The sequence below is a fragment of the Tenacibaculum sp. TB-53 genome, assembly GCF_059716285.2.
The window spans coordinates 2,634,426-2,658,187 of the sequence record NZ_CM202790.1 but is presented as its reverse complement, the minus strand read 5'-3'; the positions used below and the strand labels follow the sequence as shown (position 1 = coordinate 2,658,187).

The 23,762-nt window shown below is 31.7% G+C and carries 20 protein-coding genes; 6 read left to right on the top strand and 14 right to left on the bottom strand.

The features are described 5' to 3' along the window. Window positions 1–44: 44 nt before the first annotated feature. On the top strand, window positions 45–1,907 hold the full coding sequence (locus tag AC3VJB_RS12180) for an ABC-F family ATP-binding cassette domain-containing protein (protein WP_497667193.1): 1,863 nt from the start codon (window positions 45–47) through the stop codon (window positions 1,905–1,907). Window positions 1,908–1,914: 7 nt separating this feature from the next. Here AC3VJB_RS12180 and AC3VJB_RS12175 read toward each other — a convergent pair whose 3' ends face one another. After that, window positions 1,915–2,631 carry a 3'-5' exonuclease gene (locus AC3VJB_RS12175; protein WP_159488662.1) on the bottom strand — a complete coding sequence of 239 codons (717 nt, stop codon included), beginning with the start codon at window positions 2,629–2,631 and terminating at the stop codon, window positions 1,915–1,917. Next, the gene (locus AC3VJB_RS12170) at window positions 2,621–4,378 is read right to left on the bottom strand and encodes a DUF4153 domain-containing protein (protein WP_394420419.1); all 1,758 of its coding nucleotides are present in this window, start codon (window positions 4,376–4,378) and stop codon (window positions 2,621–2,623) included. The genes AC3VJB_RS12175 and AC3VJB_RS12170 overlap by 11 nt, the downstream gene beginning before the upstream one ends. Before the next feature lie 172 nt (window positions 4,379–4,550). On the opposite strand from AC3VJB_RS12170, the gene AC3VJB_RS12165 reads away from it, so the two are divergent. After that, entirely contained in the window at window positions 4,551–5,249 is a 699-nt protein-coding gene (locus AC3VJB_RS12165) for a response regulator transcription factor (protein ID WP_047788022.1), read from the top strand. A 145-nt stretch (window positions 5,250–5,394) separates the two neighbouring features. Then, window positions 5,395–6,441, top strand: coding sequence for a sensor histidine kinase (locus tag AC3VJB_RS12160; RefSeq protein ID WP_173359021.1), 1,047 nt, complete (start codon window positions 5,395–5,397; stop codon window positions 6,439–6,441). A 38-nt stretch (window positions 6,442–6,479) separates the two neighbouring features. On the opposite strand, the gene purD is transcribed toward AC3VJB_RS12160, so the two are convergent. The 4 genes from purD to rnpA form a co-directional block, all read right to left on the bottom strand. Then, window positions 6,480–7,754 (bottom strand): phosphoribosylamine--glycine ligase, encoded by a 1,275-nt coding sequence (purD, locus tag AC3VJB_RS12155; protein ID WP_394420421.1) that lies wholly within the window; start codon window positions 7,752–7,754, stop codon window positions 6,480–6,482. Window positions 7,755–7,913: 159 nt separating this feature from the next. Then, complete coding sequence (locus AC3VJB_RS12150) at window positions 7,914–9,593, bottom strand: DUF6909 family protein (RefSeq protein ID WP_047788019.1); 1,680 nt, start codon at window positions 9,591–9,593, stop codon at window positions 7,914–7,916. A gap of 40 nt (window positions 9,594–9,633) precedes the next feature. Next, window positions 9,634–11,259 carry a S41 family peptidase gene (locus tag AC3VJB_RS12145; protein WP_497667192.1) on the bottom strand — a complete coding sequence of 542 codons (1,626 nt, stop codon included), beginning with the start codon at window positions 11,257–11,259 and terminating at the stop codon, window positions 9,634–9,636. After that, window positions 11,249–11,668 (bottom strand): ribonuclease P protein component, encoded by a 420-nt coding sequence (gene rnpA / locus AC3VJB_RS12140; RefSeq protein ID WP_239178283.1) that lies wholly within the window; start codon window positions 11,666–11,668, stop codon window positions 11,249–11,251. The genes AC3VJB_RS12145 and rnpA overlap by 11 nt, the downstream gene beginning before the upstream one ends. 111 nt (window positions 11,669–11,779) lie before the next feature. Here rnpA and AC3VJB_RS12135 point away from each other — a divergent pair, with 111 nt between their 5' ends. Next, entirely contained in the window at window positions 11,780–12,958 is a 1,179-nt protein-coding gene (locus tag AC3VJB_RS12135; protein ID WP_047788017.1) for an acyl-CoA dehydrogenase family protein, read from the top strand. An 84-nt stretch (window positions 12,959–13,042) separates the two neighbouring features. Here the strand turns inward: AC3VJB_RS12135 and AC3VJB_RS12130 are convergent, their stop codons facing one another. From AC3VJB_RS12130 to AC3VJB_RS12105, 6 genes are all read right to left on the bottom strand, one after another. Beyond that, window positions 13,043–13,177 carry a hypothetical protein gene (locus tag AC3VJB_RS12130; protein WP_255724753.1) on the bottom strand — a complete coding sequence of 45 codons (135 nt, stop codon included), beginning with the start codon at window positions 13,175–13,177 and terminating at the stop codon, window positions 13,043–13,045. A gap of 100 nt (window positions 13,178–13,277) precedes the next feature. Further along, the gene (locus tag AC3VJB_RS12125; protein WP_073182331.1) at window positions 13,278–13,832 is read right to left on the bottom strand and encodes a pyridoxamine 5'-phosphate oxidase family protein; all 555 of its coding nucleotides are present in this window, start codon (window positions 13,830–13,832) and stop codon (window positions 13,278–13,280) included. Window positions 13,833–13,844: 12 nt separating this feature from the next. Beyond that, complete coding sequence (gene glpK / locus AC3VJB_RS12120) at window positions 13,845–15,329, bottom strand: glycerol kinase GlpK (RefSeq protein WP_159611146.1); 1,485 nt, start codon at window positions 15,327–15,329, stop codon at window positions 13,845–13,847. A gap of 710 nt (window positions 15,330–16,039) precedes the next feature. Next, window positions 16,040–16,717, bottom strand: coding sequence for a response regulator (locus AC3VJB_RS12115; protein ID WP_437823534.1), 678 nt, complete (start codon window positions 16,715–16,717; stop codon window positions 16,040–16,042). Continuing rightward, window positions 16,686–18,614, bottom strand: coding sequence for a tetratricopeptide repeat-containing sensor histidine kinase (locus AC3VJB_RS12110; protein ID WP_497651522.1), 1,929 nt, complete (start codon window positions 18,612–18,614; stop codon window positions 16,686–16,688). The genes AC3VJB_RS12115 and AC3VJB_RS12110 overlap by 32 nt, the downstream gene beginning before the upstream one ends. 364 nt (window positions 18,615–18,978) lie before the next feature. Continuing rightward, window positions 18,979–19,509 (bottom strand): RNA methyltransferase, encoded by a 531-nt coding sequence (locus AC3VJB_RS12105; RefSeq protein WP_159488644.1) that lies wholly within the window; start codon window positions 19,507–19,509, stop codon window positions 18,979–18,981. 104 nt (window positions 19,510–19,613) lie between these two features. Here AC3VJB_RS12105 and mutS point away from each other — a divergent pair, with 104 nt between their 5' ends. Continuing rightward, window positions 19,614–22,223, top strand: a complete 2,610-nt coding sequence (gene mutS, locus AC3VJB_RS12100; protein ID WP_281979466.1) for a DNA mismatch repair protein MutS — start codon at window positions 19,614–19,616, stop codon at window positions 22,221–22,223. An 8-nt stretch (window positions 22,224–22,231) separates the two neighbouring features. Here the strand turns inward: mutS and folE are convergent, their stop codons facing one another. Both folE and AC3VJB_RS12090 read right to left on the bottom strand, forming a co-directional pair. Next, entirely contained in the window at window positions 22,232–22,891 is a 660-nt protein-coding gene (gene folE / locus AC3VJB_RS12095) for a GTP cyclohydrolase I FolE (protein WP_253679301.1), read from the bottom strand. Between the two features lie 12 nt (window positions 22,892–22,903). Beyond that, complete coding sequence (locus AC3VJB_RS12090; protein ID WP_253679303.1) at window positions 22,904–23,305, bottom strand: MerC domain-containing protein; 402 nt, start codon at window positions 23,303–23,305, stop codon at window positions 22,904–22,906. Window positions 23,306–23,384: 79 nt separating this feature from the next. Between AC3VJB_RS12090 and AC3VJB_RS12085 the strand changes: the two genes are divergently transcribed. Next, on the top strand, window positions 23,385–23,762 hold the full coding sequence (locus AC3VJB_RS12085; RefSeq protein WP_159488636.1) for a Fur family transcriptional regulator: 378 nt from the start codon (window positions 23,385–23,387) through the stop codon (window positions 23,760–23,762).

The following is a 23,762-nucleotide window of genomic DNA, read 5'->3' as shown; positions in this document are numbered from 1 at the left end:
GCAATTGCTCGGGTTTTTTGTTTCTTTGCATAAAATTATAGAGAATGAATTACCTATCAGTAGAAAACATAGCAAAATCGTACGGTGAAAAGGTCTTATTTGAAGATATTTCTTTTGGAATTAATAAAGATCAAAAAATAGCCTTTGTTGCTAAAAATGGTAGCGGAAAAACCTCTATTTTAAACATTATTGCTGGAAAGGATACACCAGATGAAGGACAAGTTATAAGTAGGAAAGGAATTAATATTGCTTATTTGGCGCAAGACGATGACTTGAATCCAGATTTAACCATTGAAGAAACTATTTTTTCTACTGAAAATACTATTCTTCCTATAATTCAACAATACGAAAAAGCATTGCAAAATCCTGATGATGCAGAAGCATATCAAAAGGCATTTGAATTGATGGAGCAACACAATGCATGGGATTTCGAAACACAATACAAACAAATTTTATTCAAGTTAAAACTTGATGATTTATCACAAAAAGTAGGAAATCTTTCTGGAGGACAAAAGAAGCGATTGTCGTTAGCTATTATTCTAATTAATAAACCAGATTTATTAATACTAGATGAGCCAACAAACCATTTAGATTTAGAAATGATTGAATGGTTAGAAGCCTTTTTTGCAAAAGAAAAAATTACGTTGTTTATGGTTACGCACGACCGTTATTTTTTAGAGCGTGTGTGTAATGAGATTATTGAATTAGACAACGGAAAACTATATAAATACAAAGGAAACTATTCCTACTATCTTCAAAATAAAGAAGAACGAATGGCTTTAGAAGCCACAAATTTAAGTAAAGCTAAAAGCTTATTTAAAAAAGAATTAGATTGGATGCGTCGTCAACCCAAAGCCCGTACAACCAAATCTAAATCACGTATTGACGACTTTTTTGAAATAAAAAAGAAAGCACATCAACGTAGAAAAGAACACGAAGTTCAGTTAGAAATTAACATGGAGCGTTTAGGAAGCAAAATTGTAGAGCTTCATAAATTAAAAAAGAACTTTGGAGATAAAATTATTTTAGATGGATTTGACTATGTTTTTAAACGAGGAGAACGTATAGGAATTATTGGGAAAAACGGAACAGGAAAGTCTTCATTTTTAAATATACTAACAGGTAAAATTCCTGTAGATGGAGGTAAGGTAATTGTAGGTGAAACGGTAAAATTTGGGTACTACACTCAAAAAGGAATCCAAATAAAAGAAGGGCAAAAAGTAATAGAAGTCATCAAAGAATTTGGAGAAGAAATTCCGTTAACTAAAGGAAGAAGAATTTCTGCAGCTCAATTATTAGAACGTTTTTTATTCGACCGAAAAAAACAACACGATTTTGTTGAAAAGTTAAGTGGAGGAGAGCAAAAGCGTTTGTATTTATGTGCGGTGTTAATTCAAAACCCTAACTTTTTAATTCTAGATGAGCCTACCAACGACTTGGATGTAGTAACGTTAAATGTGTTAGAAAGCTTCTTATTGGATTATCCCGGAAACTTAATGGTAGTATCGCACGACCGTTATTTTATGGATAAGATAGTTGACGGTTTATTTGTTTTTAAAGGAAATGGAGAAGTAGAGAATTTTCCAGGAAATTACTCAGATTACAGAGCATATGAAAGCTCTTTACCATCAGAACCTAAAGAAGAAAAGAAAGTAGCTGAAAAGCAAGAAAAAACACCACAGAAAGGGAAGTTAAGTTATAACGAAAAACGAGAGTTTGGTCAATTAGAAGTAGATATTGAAAAGTTGCAAAAAAAGAAAGCAAAATTAGAAGCGCAATTTACCAACGGAGAAATAGCGATGGATGATATCAATGAAAAATCCCTAGAGCTACAAGAGGTTATAGAGAGTTTAGAAGAAAAAGAAGAACGTTGGTTTGAACTTTCAATGAAATTAGAAGGAGAATAGGTTGATATTACACCTTTATAATATCAATTTCTTCAACCATAGGCTTATTTAAAAACCTTAATAAAAGCTGAGCTACCGCTACAGTATCTCGTTCACAATACTCAACAATACGTGATAGATTTTTTTCTTGGTAATATACATTAGCAACTTCACTTCCATCAATATCTTGTTTGGGTGATGGAATTCCTAAAATAGCAGTCAGTAATTTTAAAGAAGTGTAGTGCTTATAATCGCCAAATTTCCATAAATCCATCGTATCTAAATGCGGAACTTCCCAAGGTTTTTTACCAAATAAATTGAGTTTATTAGGCAATTCAATTTGATTGATAATCATACGTCGTGCGATATACGGAAAGTCAAATTCTTTACCGTTGTGTGCACATAAAAGATGGTTTGGGTGATTAAAGTGTGTGTCTAACAAATTTTTAAAATCAACCAAAAGTTTGTGTTCATTATCACCATAAAAAGAGGTAACTCGAAGTTGGTTTTCACCTTTACGTTCTACAAAATACCCGACTGAAATACAGATTATTTTCCCAAACTCGGCCCAAATACCAGCTCGATGATAAAATTCTTCAGGAGTAAATTCATCTTTGCGTTGATATTGTGTTTTTAAAGCATACAATTCTTGCATTTCAGGAGATAAATCAGCAAACAATTCTACTTCAGGAACGGTTTCAATATCTAAAAACAAGATGTTTTGTAAGTTGATTTTATTCAGCATTTTTTTCTTTGATTAAAACATAAGCGTTAGCATTAGATAAATATTCTTTGGTAGTGTTATTATCACTTTTTGATAGGTTTATGTTTTGAAAAATGAATTTTATATTCAGCGTTTCAAAGTCGTGTTTAATTGTCATTAAATTAGGAACTACATTGTAATTCCTTTCAAGATTTTTAAGTTTTTTAATCATTTCAGAACAATTAACTTTTCCTATTAAGATCTCATTTTTAGTTATTTCAATAATATTTGATTCTTTACTTAAAGAAAAATGATATCCATTTATAGAATTTTGTTTTTTATACCTGTTGATATAAAGTTTCTTTAAAATATCGTAGTTTTTAATGTTAATGGCGTTATTTTCATCAATACTATAGTAATGATTTGTATAGGGGTGAGTTACATTATCAGTTACTTTTATATCTAAACTATCCATTAATCTATTTTGTAATTGCCAACGACTATCAGTTTTAAAAGTTGTTTTTGGGTTATAACCTAAGATGTTCTTTACTTTATGCAATTCATGTTTATTGTTTAAGTATCTAATAATAGAACGAAGTTGATTTTTCTTTTCAAACGTGGTAGAAAAGTTATCTTTTTTAATATCAGTATATACCTTTTCAAATCGAAGAAGTTGACTTTTAGTTGATACCGAAAAAACGCCCCAAAACCCAAAAGAAACTAGAAAAGTAATAAGAGCCAAACTAAAAGGAAATATCTTAATTTTTTTACGTTTACTAAAAAGTATGTAGAGGCACATGGCTAAAATCCAACAAGCTAAAACAAATACGAAATAACGGTTTTCGGTGATACCATATTCATTAATACGTCTAAAAATGGCAATAAAAAGTAAAACAATTAACGGTAATAATAAATAATAAAACCATGGATAAAACTTTTTAATTGTGCGAGAATTTATAGTTTTTTGAATAGGATTGATAAGTATTTGAACAATAAATCCTAAGAAAGAAAGAGCAATAACTAAATAAGAAACCCATCCTTTAGGCAAGTTCCAGTTGATTACTATTTTTAAACTATAGGCATATAAAATGATGAGGTATAAAATTACTAGCGGAATTAAGATGTACTTAACCAATACTTCTAAAGCTTTGGTGTAGTTAATAGCAAGTTGATTATGAACATCTTTTGGAAAATCAGAAAGATAAATCCAGGTATTTATAATTCCTATGCAAAACACAAAAACCTGAAAAAAACGTTCTCCTTTAAAATCAATAGCAAACAAATGTTTAATAGCCAGAAGTGCTAATACAATTCCTAAATATAAAATCAGAGAGAAAAAAAGACTTCTAACTAAGGCTATAAAAAGGGATTTTAAATAATTAAAATACGCAGATTTATTCCAACTGAATATGAAAGGAGTTACCATTACAAGTAAATGCCCAGTTATGAAGTAAAGAGCAAAACGAATGATTGAGTTTTGATGAATTTCAAAACCATCAACCTCAATACTAATATAGAATAGGCTTAGAAAACCTAAAGTTAGTAAGAATATCCAAGTTTTATCTTTTTTAAATTGTTCTTCAAAAAAACGAGTTGCAATCAACCAACTAACTCCTAAGATAAAAGTTAAAATAACCTTGCCGTAAAAAGCATTATCAAAAGTATCAGTTTCAATTGCAAATAACGTAAATAAGGTACCTACAATTGCCCAGAACAATGTTATAGGGAACCGCTTAAAAGTATTTTTAGCTCTGGAAGTAATTTCCCCAAGAGAAGAAATGATTTTCATAGTAAACAATTTGTATAAAGATACAAAAACGACAAAAAATGAAAAACAAAAGATTTCTTGTATTTCTTTTAAGCAAAAGTTTGGTCAATATTAAATGAACGTTAAGTTAAGCATGCATATAAAGGGTTTATTTTTTTATGATTACTTTTGAGTAACACAATAAAAATGAATAATGAACACTAGCGACATTAAAATTTTACTAGTTGATGATGAACCAGATATCTTAGAAATTGTAGGATACAATTTAAAATCAGAAGGATATCAGGTTTTTACTGCAAATAATGGTGCAGAAGCTGTTAAAACAGCAAAAAAAGTAACTCCACATTTAATTTTATTAGATATTATGATGCCTGAGATGGATGGTATCGAAGCGTGTGAAAAAATTAGAAACGTAAAATCTCTCGAAGACGTTATAATTTCTTTTTTAACCGCTAGAGGAGAAGACTACTCGCAAGTAGCAGGTTTTGACGCTGGAGCAGACGACTACATAACTAAACCAGTAAAGCCAAAAGTACTGATAAGTAAGGTTAAATCGTTATTACGTCGTTTAAAGACAGAAGAAAAAGCAGATACTACTACAAAAATTGGAGATATAGTCATCAATAGAGATGAATATGTAGTTTTTAAAGGAGAAGAAAAAATATCTTTACCAAGAAAAGAATTTGAACTATTCTCTTTATTAACTTCAAAACCAGGAAAAGTATTTAAAAGAGAAGTTATTTTAGACAGCGTTTGGGGAAATGAAGTAGTTGTAGGAGGTAGAACTATAGATGTACACATACGTAAACTCCGAGAGAAAATAGGAGATCACTATTTTAAAACAGTAAAAGGAGTTGGATACAAGTTTGTGCTAGACGAAACAGACAAATAATTTTTAAACTCAAAAATTAATAAGTAGATTGCTAGCTAGCAATCTATTTTTTTATCATGAAATGAGCTATAATAATTCTTGATATTATGCAAGATAACTATTAGCGAATTACATCTGATATTTAAAAACAATAGAAAATAAACAGATGAAAAAAATAAAAAAAACATATAACTACGCACTTTGGTCGGCTTTATACTCAACACTATTATCTATAGTTATAGCAGTATTATCGTATTTATTTTTATTAAATAGCTTAGGAGTAATAACCATTGTAATTTTTGGTATTGCAATGTTTATCATCTCTTTTTTCGTAATTCAATATAGAGCAGAACACTTTATTTATCAACGAGTAAAAAAGATGTATGAAGATATTTCTATTTTAGATGTGAATGACTTAAAAAGAAATAAAGTAACTACAGATATAGAAGCGTTAACCAAAAGTGTACAAGAATATGTAGAAGGTAAGAGTGAAGAAATTGCTAGTTTAACACAACGAGATTCATTTCGTCGAGACTTCTTAGGTAATGTTGCTCATGAGTTAAAAACGCCACTTTTTACCGTACAAGGCTATATTTTAACCCTTATTGAAGGAGCTGCTGAAGACAAAGAAATTCTTGAAAAATATTTAGAAAGAGCTAATAAAGGAGTGGAAAGATTAACCTCAATTGTGAAAGATTTAGATATGATTGCTAAGTTAGAAACAGAGGGAATGAAAATGAATATGCAAACTTTTAACATTATTGAGCTAATTCAAAACGTATTTGACTTGTTTGAAATGAAAGCAAAAAAGAGAAATATTACATTGCGTTTTGACCGTGTGTATGACTTTCCGCATTTGGTAAAAGGTGATGTTGAGCGAATAGAACAAGTGTTAATTAACCTTGTTGTAAATTCTATTAAATATGGTAGAGTGGGAGGAATTACTACTGTAAGTGTTGAACCCTATAATCAGCATAAGCTTATCATTAAAATAAATGATAATGGTGAAGGAATAAAGCAAGAACACCTTTCACGTTTATTTGAGCGTTTTTATCGTGTAGATCAAAGCAGGTCTCGTGAACAAGGAGGGTCTGGATTAGGACTTTCTATTGTTAAGCATATTATTGAAGCACATAATGAAACAATTCTTTTAAAGAGTGTACATGGTCAAGGTTCTGAATTCTCGTTTACGCTAGAAAAAGCAATGAAATAAAAAAGGAGTTGACTATCAACTCCTTTTTTTATTGTTATTTATTTTAAATCGAACCCAATATCTTTTCGATAATTCATTTTATCAAAAGTTATTTTATCAATGTTTTTGTATGATTTTTCTAAGGCTTCTTCCATAGAATCTCCAAAAGAAGTAATTGCCATAACACGTCCACCACTAGTAACTACTTTACCATCTTTTAAAGTAGTTCCTGCATGAAAAACAATAGAATCTTCCACAGTATTAAAACCTGTAATTTCTTTTCCTTTTTCGTAAGCTTCAGGATATCCACCAGAAACTAACATAACGGTAGTTGCTGTTTGTGGAGTAACCTCATATGATTTTTCTCCTAAAGTTTGCGTTGCAACTCCTTCAAATAAATCGACTAAATCTGATTGTATACGAGGTAATACTACTTCTGTTTCAGGATCTCCCATACGAACGTTGTATTCAACAACAGATGGATTTCCATTATCATTCATCAATCCGATAAAAATAAATCCTCTATAATCAATTCCTTCTTTTTGCAAACCGTTTATCGTTGGTTTAACGATTAATTCTTCCACTTTCGTTAAAAAATCACCCGTTGCAAAAGGAACAGGAGAAATAGCACCCATACCGCCTGTATTTAGCCCTGTATCGCCTTCTCCAATACGTTTGTAATCTTTAGCAGAAGGTAAGATTTTATAATTCTTTCCGTCAGTTAAAACGAAAACAGATAATTCAATTCCCTTTAAAAATTCTTCAATAACGACTGTTGATGAAGCGCTTCCAAATTTTTGATTAGAAAGCATTTCTTCTAATTCAGCTTTGGCTTCGTCTAAATTATTTAAGATTAAAACTCCTTTTCCAGCAGCTAATCCATCCGCTTTTAATACATAAGGAGCGCCTAAGCTTTCTAAGAATTTTTTTCCTTCAGCTAAGGTTTCAGTAGTAAAAGATTGGTAACGAGCTGTAGGAATGTTGTGTTTTTCCATAAATTGCTTCGAAAAATCTTTACTTCCCTCTAATAAAGCACCATCTTTTTTAGGTCCGATTACAGGAATGTTTTTCAACTCTTCATCTGCTAAGAAAAAGTCGTGAACTCCTTCAACTAAAGGTGCTTCAGGACCTACAACTACCATGTTGATGTCGTGTTGTAAAACGGTTTCTTTTACCTGTGCAAAATCAGTTGGATTAATGGCTACATTTTTAGCAATTGCATCAGTTCCTGCATTACCAGGAGCTACAAAAAGGTTGTTGATTTTCGTGCTTTCTGAAAGTTTTTTAGCAAAGGCGTGTTCTCTACCGCCCGATCCTAAAATTAGAATATTCATTGTGTGTGTTGTTGTATTGTAAGTGCAAATATAAAATAAGAAAAAAGGCTATGAACAAAACCAGTCTTTAAAATTGCATAAAAAAGCTAAAAAAGCATCATTTCATTTGAAATGATGCTTTTTTGTAGTATAACTAAGTTTTTGATAGTCGTTCTATGACTAAAATATTTGTTCTAGTATCTTTTGTGTAATAGCGTAAGTTGGTGTTACTCCACTCATTCCAAGACCTCCAGAAGCAAGTGTAGCACCAGTTTCTAGCGGGTTGTCAGAAGCATAATACGCATAACGTACTTTCACATTTTCTGAAATATTTCCTCTAATTTTCGAGGCAGATTGAATGGCTTTTTGGTAGTGTGCACCTTCCATTTCTAATCCAATTACATCCCAAGTTGAATCGTGGAAGAATCGTAGTAAATCTTTATTTTGTAATGAAGTTCCTAACACAGTAATCATTGCACCATCAAAAACGTGAACACCAAAACCTTCTAAATCTTCTTTTGATAATTCGTTTTTAAATGGATAGTTATCAGCAGTTCCCTCAAAAATATGTGAAGAAGGAATCATAATATCTCCTTTGCCACCTTCTAAAATACCTGCTTTTCCCATGATAGAAACAGATTGAACATCTAAATGAATTTTTTCTCCTTTTGTTTTATAAGGCTTTAACAATTCATCCATAGTTTCAAAAGCCTGTTCACCAAAGGCATAGTCCATCACAATAATTACAGGGTCTTTTCCAATAGAATTAACTTTGTTAAAAGAGTTCGTTTCAAAATTAATTTTTTGGGTATCAATTACCTGAACATTAATGTTAGTCCCAGATGTATCTTTGATATATATCAGTCCGTTTTCGGAAGCATAATTTTTAACGGCAGACTGTAAAGTACTGCTATTAGCATTACTCAATACTTCAAAAAGTTGAAAATCTTTATGTTTTTTAGCTTCTTTTGGTAAAGCATTTTGAGCGTAAATACTATTCATTACACTGTGCATGTTTGCACTAATGATATGGATAGGACGTTCTATTAACTCGTTGTCTAACAATACTTTTTTAATATTGTTAGCCCACATTTCTCCATAATAATGGTGTCCTATTTCTTGAGTTAGAACAGAACTGAATTTAATAGAACGTTTTTGGTCATACAATGTTTCATTAATAGCTAATTTACCTAACCAGTAAATTAGATGGAAAAACCTGTTAGGGTTCTCTTTTGTTGAAAATGTGTTATAAGCATCATATACCTCATCGTAAGTTCTTCCTAAAATATTACCAAGATGTACAACAATTACATCTTTTTCTTCATCCGTAAGTGTTTTATTGTGTATTACAATATCTTCTAATAATAGCCATTCACGAATAAAGCTTTCTCCATTATTAAAAACTACACGGTCTTTAATTTTGTGAGATTCAATAAATAAAAAAGTTAAGTGTGTAAGAATATCGTAAATTTCTGAGCGTCCTCTAGTAATTTCAATATTCATTTGATCTTTATCAATGCGATAGCAATTTCTCCTTCTTTTAGGAGGAACGATAGCCTTAAATTTTGAGTTACGATATCCCTCATCTGCGGTTAAATATATAAACTGACATTCTTCAATTCCTTCAGGTAAGCGTTCAATAACGTATACCAGTCCGTTTAACTCAGTTTTGTTTTCTGCAATAGAACCATAAATTTCTGGACGTAAAGATAATAGTGATTTTCGTAAGGTTTCACCAGAAACACCCATTGGTTTGTAAAAACCGCGACTAAATAAGTGTCGCATTGAAATGTATAAACGCTCAATAGCATTTGTAGATTCTTGGGCTCTTGTACGTTCTTTTAGGATAGGTTTTGACATATGTTTTTAAAGTACAAATATACAAATTATGTTAAAGAAGCTATTTTTTTAAAATACTGCTATATTTTTTAGGATTATTTAGCAAGTTAACAGCATTTTTTATAGTTATATCATTTTTAAATAAATGCTTATACATTCCTTCTTTGTACGCATAACGCTCAACAATTTCATTTTCAATTTCTTTTGATAAAAGATCTTCATTTACCAAAACTTTAGCAACTTTAGCTGCTTTTAATTGTTGGATAATTGCGTTATATTCAGAAGTAATTTTGTTGTTGTTTTCTACTGATTCATATGCTTTCTGAAAAAGCTTCTCTTCTTTAGAAACAAAAGCGGTGTCTTTACGAAGTAAATATTCTTTAAAGTTATTGAAATCAGAAGAAGAAAAAGTATAGTTTTCAGTAGATAAATTAGGATTTTGATATGTGAAATCTGTTACAAAATTGAATATTGCTCTTGATTTTAGTAAATCATCTGTTTCTTCTGTTTTTTTAGAAAACTCACTTGTTATATCTGGAGTTACCCCTCCACCATCATATACTTTTCGTCCGTTTTGAGTTGTGAACTCATTAAGAGTAGTATCAGAAAACTTAGGTACTTCACCTGTTTTAGGATCTCTATTGGCATAATCTAATTCTTGAATACAACGTCCGCTTGGGGTGTAATATTTAGAAATTGTTATTTTCATTTGTGTTCCGTAACTCAAATCAAAGTAACGTTGCACCAGTCCTTTTCCAAAAGAACGCTCCCCCATAATTACAGCTCGGTCATAGTCTTGCAAAGCACCTGAAACAATCTCTGAAGCAGAAGCCGATCGACCATTAATTAAAACTACAATAGGAATTTCAGCATCTAAAGGAGCTTTATTTGTTTTATAGGTTCTACTGTTTTTTTGAGTTTTTCCACGAGTATCTACAACTTTCAAGCCTTTAGGAATAAATAAATTGGTAATATTTACTGCATCAAATAAAGAGCCACCAGGATTGTACCTTAAGTCAAAAACCAATTTTTTCATCCCTCTTTTTTTAAGATCACTAAACGCGTTGACAACGCTTTCGGTAGCTTTTTGACTGATAAATCGTGTTAAAACAATATACCCAGTTTCGTTATCAATCATATCGTAAAAAGGGACAGGGTCTAAAATAACTTTGTCAAGTTTAACTGACACACTTTTTGTTTGACCGTTTCTTTCTACCTTTAAAGAAAGCTCTTTTCCTGGTACACCTTTTAGCATTTGTGAAAATTGACTTCTTTCCAAAGAAGCTAATTCTTGTCCGTTTACATTGGTAATAATATCACCTGCTTTTAAGCCAGCTTTATCTGCCGAAAAACCTTTATAAATTTCAGAAACCACAATTCCTCTTTTGGTGTAAAATGTAGAAATACCAATACCTCCATATTCACCTTCACGACGAATACGTGCATCTTCAACATCTTGTTCGTTGTAAAAATTAGTATATGGATCTAAATTTTTAAGGGTGTTTTTTATCGCTTTGTCAGTTAAATCACCAGGGTTGATTTCATCAATATAATTAATGTTCAACTCTTTAAAAAGGTTGTTATAGATTTCTATTTGTTTAGCAATCTCAAAAAAACGAGATTGAAAAGAAAAGAAAAGGGAGATGACTATAAGTGAACCAAAAAAAAGGAGTTTTTTATTTTTCATCTTGAGTAACTTCTGTAATAAATTGTGTTAATAATTTCTTCATTTTATGCTCAATATCGGCATATTTCCATTCATCTCTTGCAAGATAAGAAATCATAAACACATACGGTTTATCTACAGTCTCATAAATAGTATGCTTTTCTTTACGGTAAGTTTCACGAAGTAATCGTTTAATACGATTTCTATCCACCGCTTTTTTAAAATTACGTTTAGGTACAGAAACTCCAACTTGTGCAGGAAACTTAGAGGTATGTTCGGTTTGTACATATACCATTCTTAGTGGAAAAACTTTTATCACTTTTCCCTCTTCATATAGTCTTCCTATGAGCTTTTTGCTTTTTAAGCGCTCCTCTTTTCCTAAAGTAAATCTCATTAGTACAAACATACGCAAACCTGCACGAATAACCATTTTTTTAAGTATTTTTGAAACAATTCTTTTAAGAAATCACATAAAATCAAACCGCGATTAATTTTACACTTCTCTTATACAATTAGTAAAAATTAATTTTAAAACATATTTATGAAGTCTGATTTATTTCAAGCGCCAGATTATTATCAAGTAGACGATTTATTAACTGATGAACATAAACTTATTCGTGATACAGCTCGTGAATGGGTTAAGAAAAACTTGTCTCCAATTATAGAAGAATATGCACAACGTGCTGAGTTTCCAAAGGAATTAATTAACGGATTGGCAGAAGTGGGAGCTTTTGGATCTTATATTCCTGAAGAGTACGGTGGTGCTGGGTTAGACCAAATTTCTTACGGGTTAATTATGCAAGAGCTAGAAAGAGGTGATAGTGGAATTCGATCTACTGCTTCAGTACAGTCTTCTCTTGTTATGGGGCCTATTTATAACTACGGAACGGAAGCTCAACGACAAAAATATTTACCAAAATTAGCTTCTGGTGAATGGATGGGGAGTTTTGGGTTAACAGAACCTAATCATGGTAGTAACCCTGGAGGAATGGAGACTAAGTTTAAAGACATGGGAGACCATTACTTGTTAAATGGAGCAAAGATGTGGATTTCAAATGCACCAATTTGTGATGTAGCAGTTGTATGGGCAAAAAATGAAGAAGGTCGTATTCATGGTTTGATAGTAGAACGTGGTATGGAAGGTTTTTCTACACCAGAAACTCACAACAAGTGGTCGTTAAGAGCATCCATTACTGGGGAGTTAATTTTTGATAATGTAAAAGTTCCAAAAGAAAACTTATTACCTAATAAATCTGGGTTAGGAGCACCATTGTTGTGTCTTGATTCTGCACGTTATGGCATTGCTTGGGGGGCTATTGGTGCTGCGATGGATTGTTACGATACAGCGTTACGTTATGCGAAAGAACGTACACAATTTGGAAAACCAATAGGACAGTTTCAGTTACAACAAAAAAAGCTAGCGGAAATGATTACCGAAATTACCAAAGCGCAGTTACTAACATGGCGATTGGGAGTATTAAAAAATGAGGGTCGTGCAACATCAGCACAAATATCTATGGCGAAACGAAACAATGTGGACATGGCATTAAAAATAGCACGTGAAGCAAGACAAGTGTTAGGTGCAATGGGTATTTCTGGAGAATACTCAATTATGAGACATGCAATGAATTTAGAAAGTGTAATAACCTACGAAGGAACGCACGATGTACATTTATTAATCACAGGATTGGATATCACAGGATTAAACGCATTCAAATAAAAAGAAGAAGAAGCACTCAAACGTTAAACCACTAACACATTATTAAAGAGTGCTTCTTCAATCAACTATTAAAACTAAATTTACCTACTCTTTCTTCTTGCCACCATTAACAAGAATTAAAAGAGCGGTTATTAAACCTATACAAACCAAACCGAAAATAACCATCATAATGGTTCCGTTTGTCCAAGACACCATTGGGATGTTCATTAATTGTACCATTTCTTCTTATACTTTACTGTCTCAAAAGTACAAGCATAGTTTAAGTAAAAACATGATTTTTATCAGGATTTTGAAAAAAGAAGATATTTTTTTAAATAATTTAAGAAGATGTTTCTTCTTTTAATAAAGAATCAAAGCCATCGATACTAGTTTGGTTTCTGTCATTCCAATATTGTTTAATTCCTTCTTCACCTTTTTCAATAGCCCAATCATTTAATTGATTTCGTTCTCCTTGGTATTCATAAAAAGGAATAGACATTCCACAAGAGGTTTGTACACTTTCAACAGAAACAATAAATATTTGACGAGTACCTGGAAAATTAGGAAACAACTTGACATAATTTTCCCATTTATTATAAGTTGGAAGAATTTCTTCTGCCCTTCCGTATAGTCTTAGTATGTTTGGAGCTCCTTCAAAAGCACAAAACATAATTGTTATTCGGTTATCAGCTAACAAATGTGCAGAGGTTTCATTACCGCTTCCTGTAACACTTAACCAAGCTACTGTATTTTCGTTAAGTATCCTAAAGGTATCCATTCCTTTAGGAGAAAGATTAATTCGTCCTTCTTTTGCTGCTGTAGCAACAAAAAAGAGCTTTTGTGCTTCAATAAACTGTTGAATTCTAGTTGTTATTTTATCGTAAAACTTTGCCATGATTTTTATTTTTTAATCAATCCAATCTTTAGTACGTTCAACAGCTTTTTGCCAAGTACGGTATAATTTTTCTCTTTTTTGTTTAGAGAAAGAAGGAGTAAATGTTTTATCTATTTTTCTTTTGTTAACAATATCGTTTTGTTGCCAAAAACCAACACAGAAACCGGCCAAATAAGCAGCTCCCATTACGGTGGTCTCAATTTCTTCAGGACGCTCTACAGCTACATTTAAGATATCTGCCTGAAATTGCATCAGTAAATTATTAGCACATGCTCCGCCATCTACTTTTAAAGAAGAGAGTTGAAGCATGCTATCTTTTTGCATAACATCTAAAATATCTTTGGTTTGATAAGCTAATGATTGTAATGTGGCTTTAATTAAGTGATTTTTTCCTGTATCACGAGTCAAACCAAAAACAGCACCTCTAGCGTACATATCCCAATACGGAGCGCCCAAGCCAGCAAAAGCAGGAACTACGTAAACAGGGTTTTCTTCGGTAACTTCTTCAGCAAAAAGTTCACTTTCCTCTGCATTATTGATAATTTGTAGTCCATCTCGTAACCATTGAATTGCTGAACCAGCAACAAAAACACTTCCTTCAAGAGCGTAATACACTTTGTTGTTAATTCCCCAAGCAATTGTAGAAATTAAACCATTTTCAGAATATTCTAAGTTTTCACCTGTGTTCATTAACATAAAACACCCTGTTCCGTAGGTGTTTTTTGCTTCTCCTTTTTTAAAACATGCTTGTCCAAATAAAGCAGATTGCTGATCTCCTGCTATTCCAGCAATTGGAATTTGAACTCCCTCTAATTCGTAGTTTCCAAAATGAAAAGATGAGGGTTTTACTTCAGGTAACATTGAAATTGGAATGTTTAGTTCTTTTACTAAAGTTTCATCCCAACACAAGTTTTTTATGTCGTATAGCATGGTACGTGAGGCATTACTATAGTCTGTTGCATGAACTTTTTTATTGGTTAAGTTCCATAAAAGCCAAGAATCAATAGTTCCAAATAACAAATTTCCTTTTTCAGCTTCTTTTTGAGCTCCCTTTACATGATTTAAGATCCAATGAATTTTAGTTGCAGAAAAATAACTGTCAATTACCAGTCCAGTAGTTTTACGCACATAGTTTTCGAGTCCAGTTTCTTTGAGTAACTCACAAGTATCAGCTGTTCTTTTATCTTGCCAAACAATAGCATTGTATATTGGTTTACCTGTGTTTTTATTCCAAACTACAGTTGTTTCACGCTGATTAGTAATACCTATTCCTGCTATTTGTGAAGGTGATATTTGAGCCTGCTCAATAGCTTGTTGTAAGGTTTTTAACTGAGTTTGTAAAATTTCATTAGCATCATGTTCTACCCAACCAGGTTGTGGAAATATTTGTTGAAACTCTTGTTGAGTTTTTGCTATAATCTTTTCCTCTTTATTAAGAATTACGGTACGACAACTAGTTGTTCCTTGGTCTAGAGCAATAATATATTTTTGAGTCATTTAGGCATAAAATGATTGAACGCCTAATTTACAATTTTAGTAATGGTAATAAAAAAAACCTTCTAGAATTTCTAGAAGGTTTACACGTTTAAGTTTGGTTAATTAACTTTTAGTGTCTTAGAGCATATCCAGCACCTTTACCGAATTCGGCTAGAACTGAAAGTAAAGTGTTAAAACCTCTGCTCATTTTACGTAATAGTAGTTTCCCCATTTTTAAAATGATTTAATTAATTCCCCTTTAATTAATTGTCATTAAATAATGAACATGTCAAATATATGCTGATAATCAGGAGTATAAAAAGGGATTTCCGAAGTTAAAAGTGCAATTTTCCGAAATAGCATAAAAAAACCTTCTAGAATTTCTAGAAGGTTCATTATTCCCCTTAAATGTCTTTTTCCAATTAATCTTGAAAAGAAGATGTCACAAATGTAAAGAGAGATTAAAGGTTAAAAAAGGGTATTTCCGCAAAAAAATGTGTGGTTTTCCGCAAGAGAAAAAATAAGTCAATTTTACAATAGCATATTTTAGGACGAGATAGATAGCATAAAAAAGCCTTTAAATATTTAAAGGCTTTTTTTACATTCTCTCTCTTTTCAAGATTCTTCCCAACAATGGTTTGAATTCCATTGCGAAATTACTGTTTAGTTGTAATTTGTAAAATGGGATAACCGCAAAAATAAATGTGTATTTCCGCAAAAAGAGGTTAAGCTTAATCTATAATTCCTAATTCTTTTGCTTTTAATATCAGGTCTGTATTATTATTGGCTTGTAAGTCTGTTCTTAGTTTAGATAGTTTGCTTTCTATGGATCTGACTTTTATTAATGATCCATCGTCCTTTTTAATTAAGCCTTCTAAGTTAGAAATTTTAGCATGTTTAGGTAGCTCTTTTAAAATTTGGATGGCAATATCATCCATTTGTATTTCAACTAAAGCCCTTTTTAAGAGTTTTTGGTGAATTTCGTGCGTATAGTATATTTCACCTTTTAACATTTTTTGAATAGCAAAGGTTAGTTCATCTGTACTACACTTTCCCTTTAAAATATAGGCAGAAGGGTTTAAATTATGTATAACATTAAAAATTCTGTTTGTTTCAGAGTGTCCTGTAATTACACCTACTTTAATAGGAATTGCTTCTTTAAGTATAGATTTTATAAAAGCTTCTCCTCCATCTAAAATAACATTTTTGTTTTGGTTGTCAAAGCTCAGGTCGGTAAAAACGATATGAAATGGATTTTCGCTTAAACTTGATTTTATTTTAGAAAAAGCTTCATCGCATGAATTAGCTGTTTCAATTTCTAAGTTATCTATATCTTTTAGATATGAAAGAATTCCTTCCAAAATCAATTGATGATCATCAACTAAAAGTATTTTTGTTTGTCCAGCCATTTAAGGGTATTTGAATACTGGTTTGGGTTCCTTTACCTACTTCACTACTAATAGTTAATTTACCATTTAACTCTTCAATGCGTTCTTGTAGGTTTTGTAAACCAATTCCTTTTTTATTAACGGTGGTATTAAAGCCAATACCATTATCAATAATCCCCAAATGTACGTATTTTTTACGTACAGAAAAATTGATAGTTATTTTACTCGCTTTTGCGTGTTTTTTACAGTTTTGTATACTTTCGCGAATACTTAAGTAAAGTAAACGTTTAATAGAATTATTAATTGTCGTCCAATCGTAGTTTTGCAATCCATTCACTTTTATTTTAAAATCAGGTTCAAAATAATCACTTACTAAATTGATAATTTGATCTTTAAAAGGTACTTTATCAAAACTAACACTGCTTAATTGATGTGATAAATTACGAACATTTTCTTTTACTGCATCTAACTTTTGAGCTTCCTCTAATAAGTTAGATTTCTCTAATTTACGATGTAGTAAGCGTAAATCACCAGCAACCTCATCATGTAAAGATTTAGCTATTTGTTGGCGTTCATGTTCTCTTACTTGTACCTGTTGTAGTTGAGCTTGATATAATAACTTTCTTCTACGTTGAAAATAAAACATAACACTAAAACTAAATAGTAAAAGGCCAACTGCAGCAGCTAGCCACCCTATCGTTTTTTGTTGTTTATGATAAAGAATTTCTGCTTGTTTTTGTTGATTCTCCGTTTTTAAAACTACATTTTCTTTTTCTTTCTTATCGGTTTCGTATCTAATTTTAGCAAACTGATTTTTTAACCTGCGTTCATTTTGGAATAGACTATCATTTAAGGTAATATACTCTTCTAAATATTGTTTTGATTGTTCTCCGCTAGTTAAATCTGAAAGGTTTTTTAAAGCTTCTAACCATTTTTTATTGTTGTGAGTTTGTTCGGCATATTTTAAAGCTTCGCTAGAATGGTGTTGAGCTTTTTTTAGTTGATTAAGATTTTTGTAATAATCTGCCAAGTTTATATGTGTTGTGCTTAATTCTGCAAAATCATTTTCTTCTTTCCTTATGCTGAGAACTTCATTATATTGTTTTAGCACATTTTCTTTTTTACCCAATAAAAAATTACTAGCAGCTAAATTTTCTAATAACAAAGCATATTGTATTGGATACTTTTCTTTAATACTATCTTTTGATAATCCTTTTTTAAAAAGAGAAATAGCTTTTTTATACTGTCCTTTACTTTGATAAAAAAAACCTAAATTATTAATAATGTATAAATAACCAGTGTTTTTTTTGTTTATTTTATTATAAGTTAATGCTTTGTTGTAGTATGATAAAGCTTCGTTTTGTTGTTTCAATTCTTCCGAAACAATTCCTAAATTATTATAAACACTTTCCAAATAAATAACAGAATTGATAGGTTCTAAGTATTGTAAAGCTTCAATTAAACTTATTTCACTACCTAAAAAATCTTTAGCTTCTTTTTGTAAAATAGCTAAACTTAATAAACGCCTTCCGACAGCTAAAGAATCATTGATTTTTTTAGAGATATCTTTTGAAAGATGATAATAGTAAAAAGCACTATCGTTAGTATAAGTAAGTTTATTTTGTAGGGCTTTAAAGTGAAAGTATTTGGCAAGTAGAATAGAGTCATTAGTTCTTTTGTATAAAGAATCAACCTGTAAGGTGACTGTATTTAATAATGCAAGGTTTTTATCAAAAAATGCCTGCCTTCCTGATTCTATTAATGTATCTCTTTTAGAAAAATAATCCTTATTTTCCTGAGAAAATACAAAGGAAGAACAAAATAGAATAATGTAAAGGAAGTTTTTCATAGAGTAGTTATAAAATAAAACCATTACTTTTCCAAAAGTAATGGTTTTTAAACTTATGTTGTGTGCCAAATGTAATTTTTTGGCTCTAATCACCTCCGTCACTTCCTGTTGCTCCACCAGTATCACTACCTCCTTCAGTAATTTCAGTATCTCCACCAGGGCTTAAACTCATTGTTGTTTCTTTTAAGTACTTGTTTTCCATATTAAATAGGGTTTTTAATTACAAAATAACTCTTGGGGATGGGGTAATCAAGTGCCTAATATAGTAGGTTTTTAAGATAAATTCAAAATTTTAACACTCTACTTTAAAAGAATGATATTGTCATTGCGAATCTTTCGGTTCTCGCTCAAGACAGGCTAAAGTGAAGTAATCTTTGAATTATGAACTCTAATTAAGTAAATTACTTAGTTATTATTGTTGTTAATAATGATGTTACTTTTTCATTTTAGTAAACAAATCCCATAACACCACACCACAACTTACCGAAATATTTAACGAGTGTTTGGTTCCTAATTGCGGAATTTCAATACAAACATCAGAAGCAGAAACAACCTTTTGTTGTACACCTTTTACTTCATTTCCAAACACTACTGCGTATTTTTGGTCAATTTCAGGAGTAAAAGTATCTAACATTGTACTATTTTCTGCTTGTTCTATAGATAAGACCTTTACGTTTTCTGCTTGTAATTTTTCAACCAAGTCTATAGTATTTTCAACATATTCCCAATCTACAGATTCAGTGGCACCTAAAGCAGTTTTATGAATTTCTTTGTTAGGGGGCGTAGCAGTGATACCACACAAGTAAATTTTTTCAATCAAAAAAGCATCCGAAGTTCTAAAAACAGAACCTACGTTATTCAAACTACGAATATTATCCAATACTACAATGATGGGAGTTTTGTTAGTTTGCTTAAACTCTTCAACTGTTTTCCTGCCTAGTTCGCTGTTTTTTAATTTTCTCATAAAGTGGTTTTCAGGTTCAAAAGTTTAAAGTTGTGGATAACTTGAAACAAAAGAAACTCTAAACTTTTCTATCTTCGCAAAACTAACCCAAAAAATCTAGAAACTTGGCAAAAACAAAGGCAAAAAAGGTAACTCCATTAATGCAGCAGTATAACGGAATCAAGGCAAAATATCCGGATGCGATGTTATTATTTAGAGTAGGCGATTTTTATGAAACCTTTGGAGAAGATGCTGTAAAAGCGTCAGAAGTTTTAGGTATTATTTTAACCAAAAGAGGAAGTGGCAGCGAAAGTGAAACAGCATTGGCAGGGTTTCCGCACCATTCTTTAAATACGTATTTGCCTAAATTAGTAAAATCTGGATTGCGTGTTGCTATTTGTGATCAGTTAGAAGATCCAAAAATGACTAAGAAGATTGTGAAACGGGGAGTGACGGAATTGGTAACTCCTGGAGTTGCGTTGAACGATGAGGTATTACAATCGAAGTCGAATAACTTTTTAGCAGCAGTTCATTTTGGGAAAAAGCTATTAGGGGTTTCGTTTTTAGATGTGTCAACTGGAGAATTCCTCATTGCACAAGGAAATGAAGAGTACATCGATAAGCTTTTACAAAACTTTGCGCCAAGTGAAGTTTTGGTAGAAAAAAAATACAAGCAACGATTTTTAGAAGCTTTTACCAATCGTTTTCATGCTTTTTATTTGGATGATTGGGTGTTTCAAAAAGAATATGGTGATGAATTACTTCGAAATCATTTTAAGGTAAAAACGTTAAAAGGATTTGGAGTTGAAGAGTTAGAATATGGAATTGTGGCAGGTGGTGCAGCCATGTACTATTTATCTGAAACGCAACACAACAAAATAGAACACATACAATCTATTAGCAGAATTGCGGAAGATAATTATGTGTGGATGGATCGCTTTACCGTAAAAAACTTAGAGTTATACGGAGGTAATTCTGTGAATTCGGTTTCGTTATTAGATGTAATCGATAAAACGATTTCTCCAATGGGAGGGAGATTGTTAAAACGTTGGTTAGCGCTTCCGTTAAAAGATTTAGACCAAATTCAGCAGCGACACGAATTAGTGAAGTTTTTAATTGATAACGATACTTTTTCTGAAACTGTAACCTACCAATTAAAACAAATTTCTGATATCGAACGATTGATATCGAAAGTTGCGACAGGAAAAGTATCTCCAAGAGAAGTCATCTTGTTAAAAAATTCGTTAAAAGCGATTCTTCCGATAAAAGAATCCGCAGAAAGCAGCGAAAACGCTGCCGTTAGGTTATTAGGAGAAAAAATTAATACTTGTGATGAATTAATTGATAAAATTACCGAGACTGTTTTAGAAGAAGCCCCTGTAAACATCAATAAAGGAAATGCGATTGCAAACGGAGTTTCAGAAGAGTTAGATGAATTGCGTAACATTTCAAACTCTGGAAAAGAGTATTTAGATACGATGCTAGCTCGTGAAACGGAACGTACAGGGATTCCGAGTTTAAAAATTGCGTTTAATAATGTTTTTGGATACTATATTGAAGTTAGAAATACGCACAAAGATAAAGTTCCTGAAGAGTGGATTCGTAAGCAAACTTTAGTGAATGCAGAGCGTTACATTACTGAAGAATTAAAAGAATACGAAGCAAAAATTTTAGGAGCAGAAGAGAAAATTCAGCAATTAGAAACGGAGATTTTTGCCAAGTTAGTACAGTACATTATAGGCTTTGTACAACCAGTACAACAAAATGCTCAAAATGTAGCTAAGATTGATGTGTTGCAATCTTTCGCAACCTTAGCTACCGAGAATAATTATGTGCGCCCTTTGATGGACGATAGTACCGATATTGAAATCAAAAATGGTCGCCACCCGGTTATTGAAAAACAATTACCAATAGGCGAAGAATACATAGCGAACGATGTGGTGCTGAACCGTAATCAGCAACAAATTATCATGATCACAGGTCCTAACATGTCGGGTAAATCAGCAATTTTACGTCAAACTGCTTTAATTGTGTTATTAGCGCAAATGGGAAGTTATGTTCCTGCTCAAAATGCTCGTATTGGTATGGTGGATAAGATTTTTACTAGAGTAGGTGCTAGCGATAATATTTCGATGGGAGAGTCGACATTCATGGTTGAAATGAATGAAACTGCATCGATCTTAAATAACATTTCTGATCGTAGTTTGGTGTTGTTAGATGAAATTGGACGTGGAACATCTACCTATGACGGAATTTCTATTGCTTGGGCAATTTCGGAATACTTACACGAACACCCATCGAAAGCAAAAACACTATTTGCAACGCATTATCACGAGTTAAACGAAATGACTTCCACGTTTGAACGTATCAAGAACTTTAATGTATCGGTAAAAGAGCTAGATAATAGTATTATTTTCTTACGTAAGTTAGTAGCTGGAGGAAGTAATCATAGTTTTGGAATTCACGTGGCGAAATTAGCAGGAATGCCAAGTATGGTAATTCATAGAGCAAACAAAATTCTAAAAGAGTTAGAAAACTCACATTCACACAAGGAGGTAAAAGAAACCTTGAAAGAAGCACAGCATGAAGATATGCAAATGAGCTTTTTTCAGTTAGATGATCCGTTGTTAGAAGATATTCGAGAAGAAATTTTAACTACAAACATCGATACACTAACACCTATTGAAGCTTTAATGAAGCTGAATGAAATAAAACGAATGTTAACGAAGAAGTAATAGGTTAATTATTCTCTATTTTCAAACTCACAAATTTTAAAAAACTCATTACGAACAGCTAAATCATTAAAACTTCCTCCGTACTCAATAGTTGTTGTGTAACTATTCTTGTCTTTAATTCCGCGAGAAGAAACACATAGGTGCTTTGCATTCACCAGTACAATTACATCTTCTGTTTCCAAAGTTTCTTGTAAATCTGTTAAGATTTGTAAACATAATCGCTCTTGTACCTGTGGTCTGTGTGAATAATAATCTACTAAACGATTAATTTTCGAAAGCCCGATAACCCTATTTTTTGGAATATAACCAATATGTGCATAGCCACTAATAGGAAGAAAATGGTGTTCACATGAAGAATCGATAGTAATGTTTTGTTCCACTAACATTTTACTATAACCGTATTTATTATCAAAAGTAGAAGCTTTGGGTTTATTAGCTGGGTTCAATCCATAAAACAACTCTTTAACATACATTTTAGCAAAACGATAAGGTGTCCCAGACAAACTATCATCTGTTAAATCCAAACCGAGCTCCTCCATTATTTTTGCAAAATGACCTTGAATATTTACAATCTTTTCTTCGTCTGATTTATCAAAAGCGTTTGGTGTTAAAGGTGTTTTAATATTTGTTAAAATGTGATTATCACCTATGTAATCATGCTTGTTCATTACTTAAACTATTTAATTATTAGCGCAACAAGTGTTGTTTGCACATTGACAATACTTTCTATTATATATATGTAGAAGCACTAAACCTAATGATGGTACATAAATACTTTTTTCAGGTAATTTCATGGCTTGTGTATATTCGTTTAAAATGATTATAAACAAAATCAAAAACGTAATCCAAAGAGCATACTGCATCCATTTTTTTGAAGTAGTTTGAACAGATTTTTGAATAGCAAAAAATGAAATGACTAGAAATAAAACGTCTATACTTTTCCACCAAAAAGGAACTGCTTCATGACTACAACAAGCAGCATGAGATTGTATAACAAACAGAAAAGGTGTAAATACGCAATGTACCAAACATAGACCGCTCGACAAAGCTCCTAATGTATCTGATTTTTGTTTGAGTACCATTGATTTTCTTAATTTAGTATTTTGAAAAGCAAAAGTACATTATTTTTTTAATTGCAACAATGTTGCATTAATTAGTTTTATGGGAGTTATTAGGAAAACAAAAGCAGTAAAAAAATTATTAAGCTTATTTGAGTCTGGAGTCTCAGCAATTGCTGCTGTTGATTTAGTAAGCAAATTAAATGACGAAATGAATAAAACTACGGTTTATAGAGTTTTGGATCGTCTGGAAAACGATGGCGTTATACATTCTTTTATGGGGAAAGAAGGTGTAAAATGGTATGCTAAATGTACTAGTTGTTCTTCGCATCATCATAATGATATACATCCTCATTTTCAATGTACTGACTGCAAAAAAGTAACATGTTTATCAGTTGATATTTCAATTCCTCAGGTTGAAAATCATATCATAGAGAGTGCTACTGTTTTTTTAACAGGTAAATGTGAGATTTGCTCTTAA

Coding starts and splice junctions, on each gene's coding strand:
- AC3VJB_RS12170 (WP_394420419.1), bottom strand. CDS start 4,378: ATGAAAATCATTTCTTCTCTTGGGGAAATTACTTCCAGAGCTAAAAAT.
- glpK (WP_159611146.1), bottom strand. CDS start 15,329: ATGACTCAAAAATATATTATTGCTCTAGACCAAGGAACAACTAGTTGT.
- AC3VJB_RS12125 (WP_073182331.1), bottom strand. CDS start 13,832: ATGGCAAAGTTTTACGATAAAATAACAACTAGAATTCAACAGTTTATT.
- AC3VJB_RS12130 (WP_255724753.1), bottom strand. CDS start 13,177: ATGGTACAATTAATGAACATCCCAATGGTGTCTTGGACAAACGGAACC.
- AC3VJB_RS12135 (WP_047788017.1), top strand. CDS start 11,780: ATGAAGTCTGATTTATTTCAAGCGCCAGATTATTATCAAGTAGACGAT.
- folE (WP_253679301.1), bottom strand. CDS start 22,891: ATGAACAAGCATGATTACATAGGTGATAATCACATTTTAACAAATATT.
- AC3VJB_RS12090 (WP_253679303.1), bottom strand. CDS start 23,305: ATGGTACTCAAACAAAAATCAGATACATTAGGAGCTTTGTCGAGCGGT.
- AC3VJB_RS12085 (WP_159488636.1), top strand. CDS start 23,385: ATGGGAGTTATTAGGAAAACAAAAGCAGTAAAAAAATTATTAAGCTTA.
- AC3VJB_RS12175 (WP_159488662.1), bottom strand. CDS start 2,631: ATGCTGAATAAAATCAACTTACAAAACATCTTGTTTTTAGATATTGAA.
- AC3VJB_RS12115 (WP_437823534.1), bottom strand. CDS start 16,717: ATGGCTGGACAAACAAAAATACTTTTAGTTGATGATCATCAATTGATT.
- AC3VJB_RS12180 (WP_497667193.1), top strand. CDS start 45: ATGAATTACCTATCAGTAGAAAACATAGCAAAATCGTACGGTGAAAAG.
- purD (WP_394420421.1), bottom strand. CDS start 7,754: ATGAATATTCTAATTTTAGGATCGGGCGGTAGAGAACACGCCTTTGCT.
- rnpA (WP_239178283.1), bottom strand. CDS start 11,668: ATGGTTATTCGTGCAGGTTTGCGTATGTTTGTACTAATGAGATTTACT.
- AC3VJB_RS12105 (WP_159488644.1), bottom strand. CDS start 19,509: ATGAGAAAATTAAAAAACAGCGAACTAGGCAGGAAAACAGTTGAAGAG.
- AC3VJB_RS12160 (WP_173359021.1), top strand. CDS start 5,395: ATGAAAAAAATAAAAAAAACATATAACTACGCACTTTGGTCGGCTTTA.
- AC3VJB_RS12165 (WP_047788022.1), top strand. CDS start 4,551: ATGAACACTAGCGACATTAAAATTTTACTAGTTGATGATGAACCAGAT.
- AC3VJB_RS12145 (WP_497667192.1), bottom strand. CDS start 11,259: ATGAAAAATAAAAAACTCCTTTTTTTTGGTTCACTTATAGTCATCTCC.
- AC3VJB_RS12150 (WP_047788019.1), bottom strand. CDS start 9,593: ATGTCAAAACCTATCCTAAAAGAACGTACAAGAGCCCAAGAATCTACA.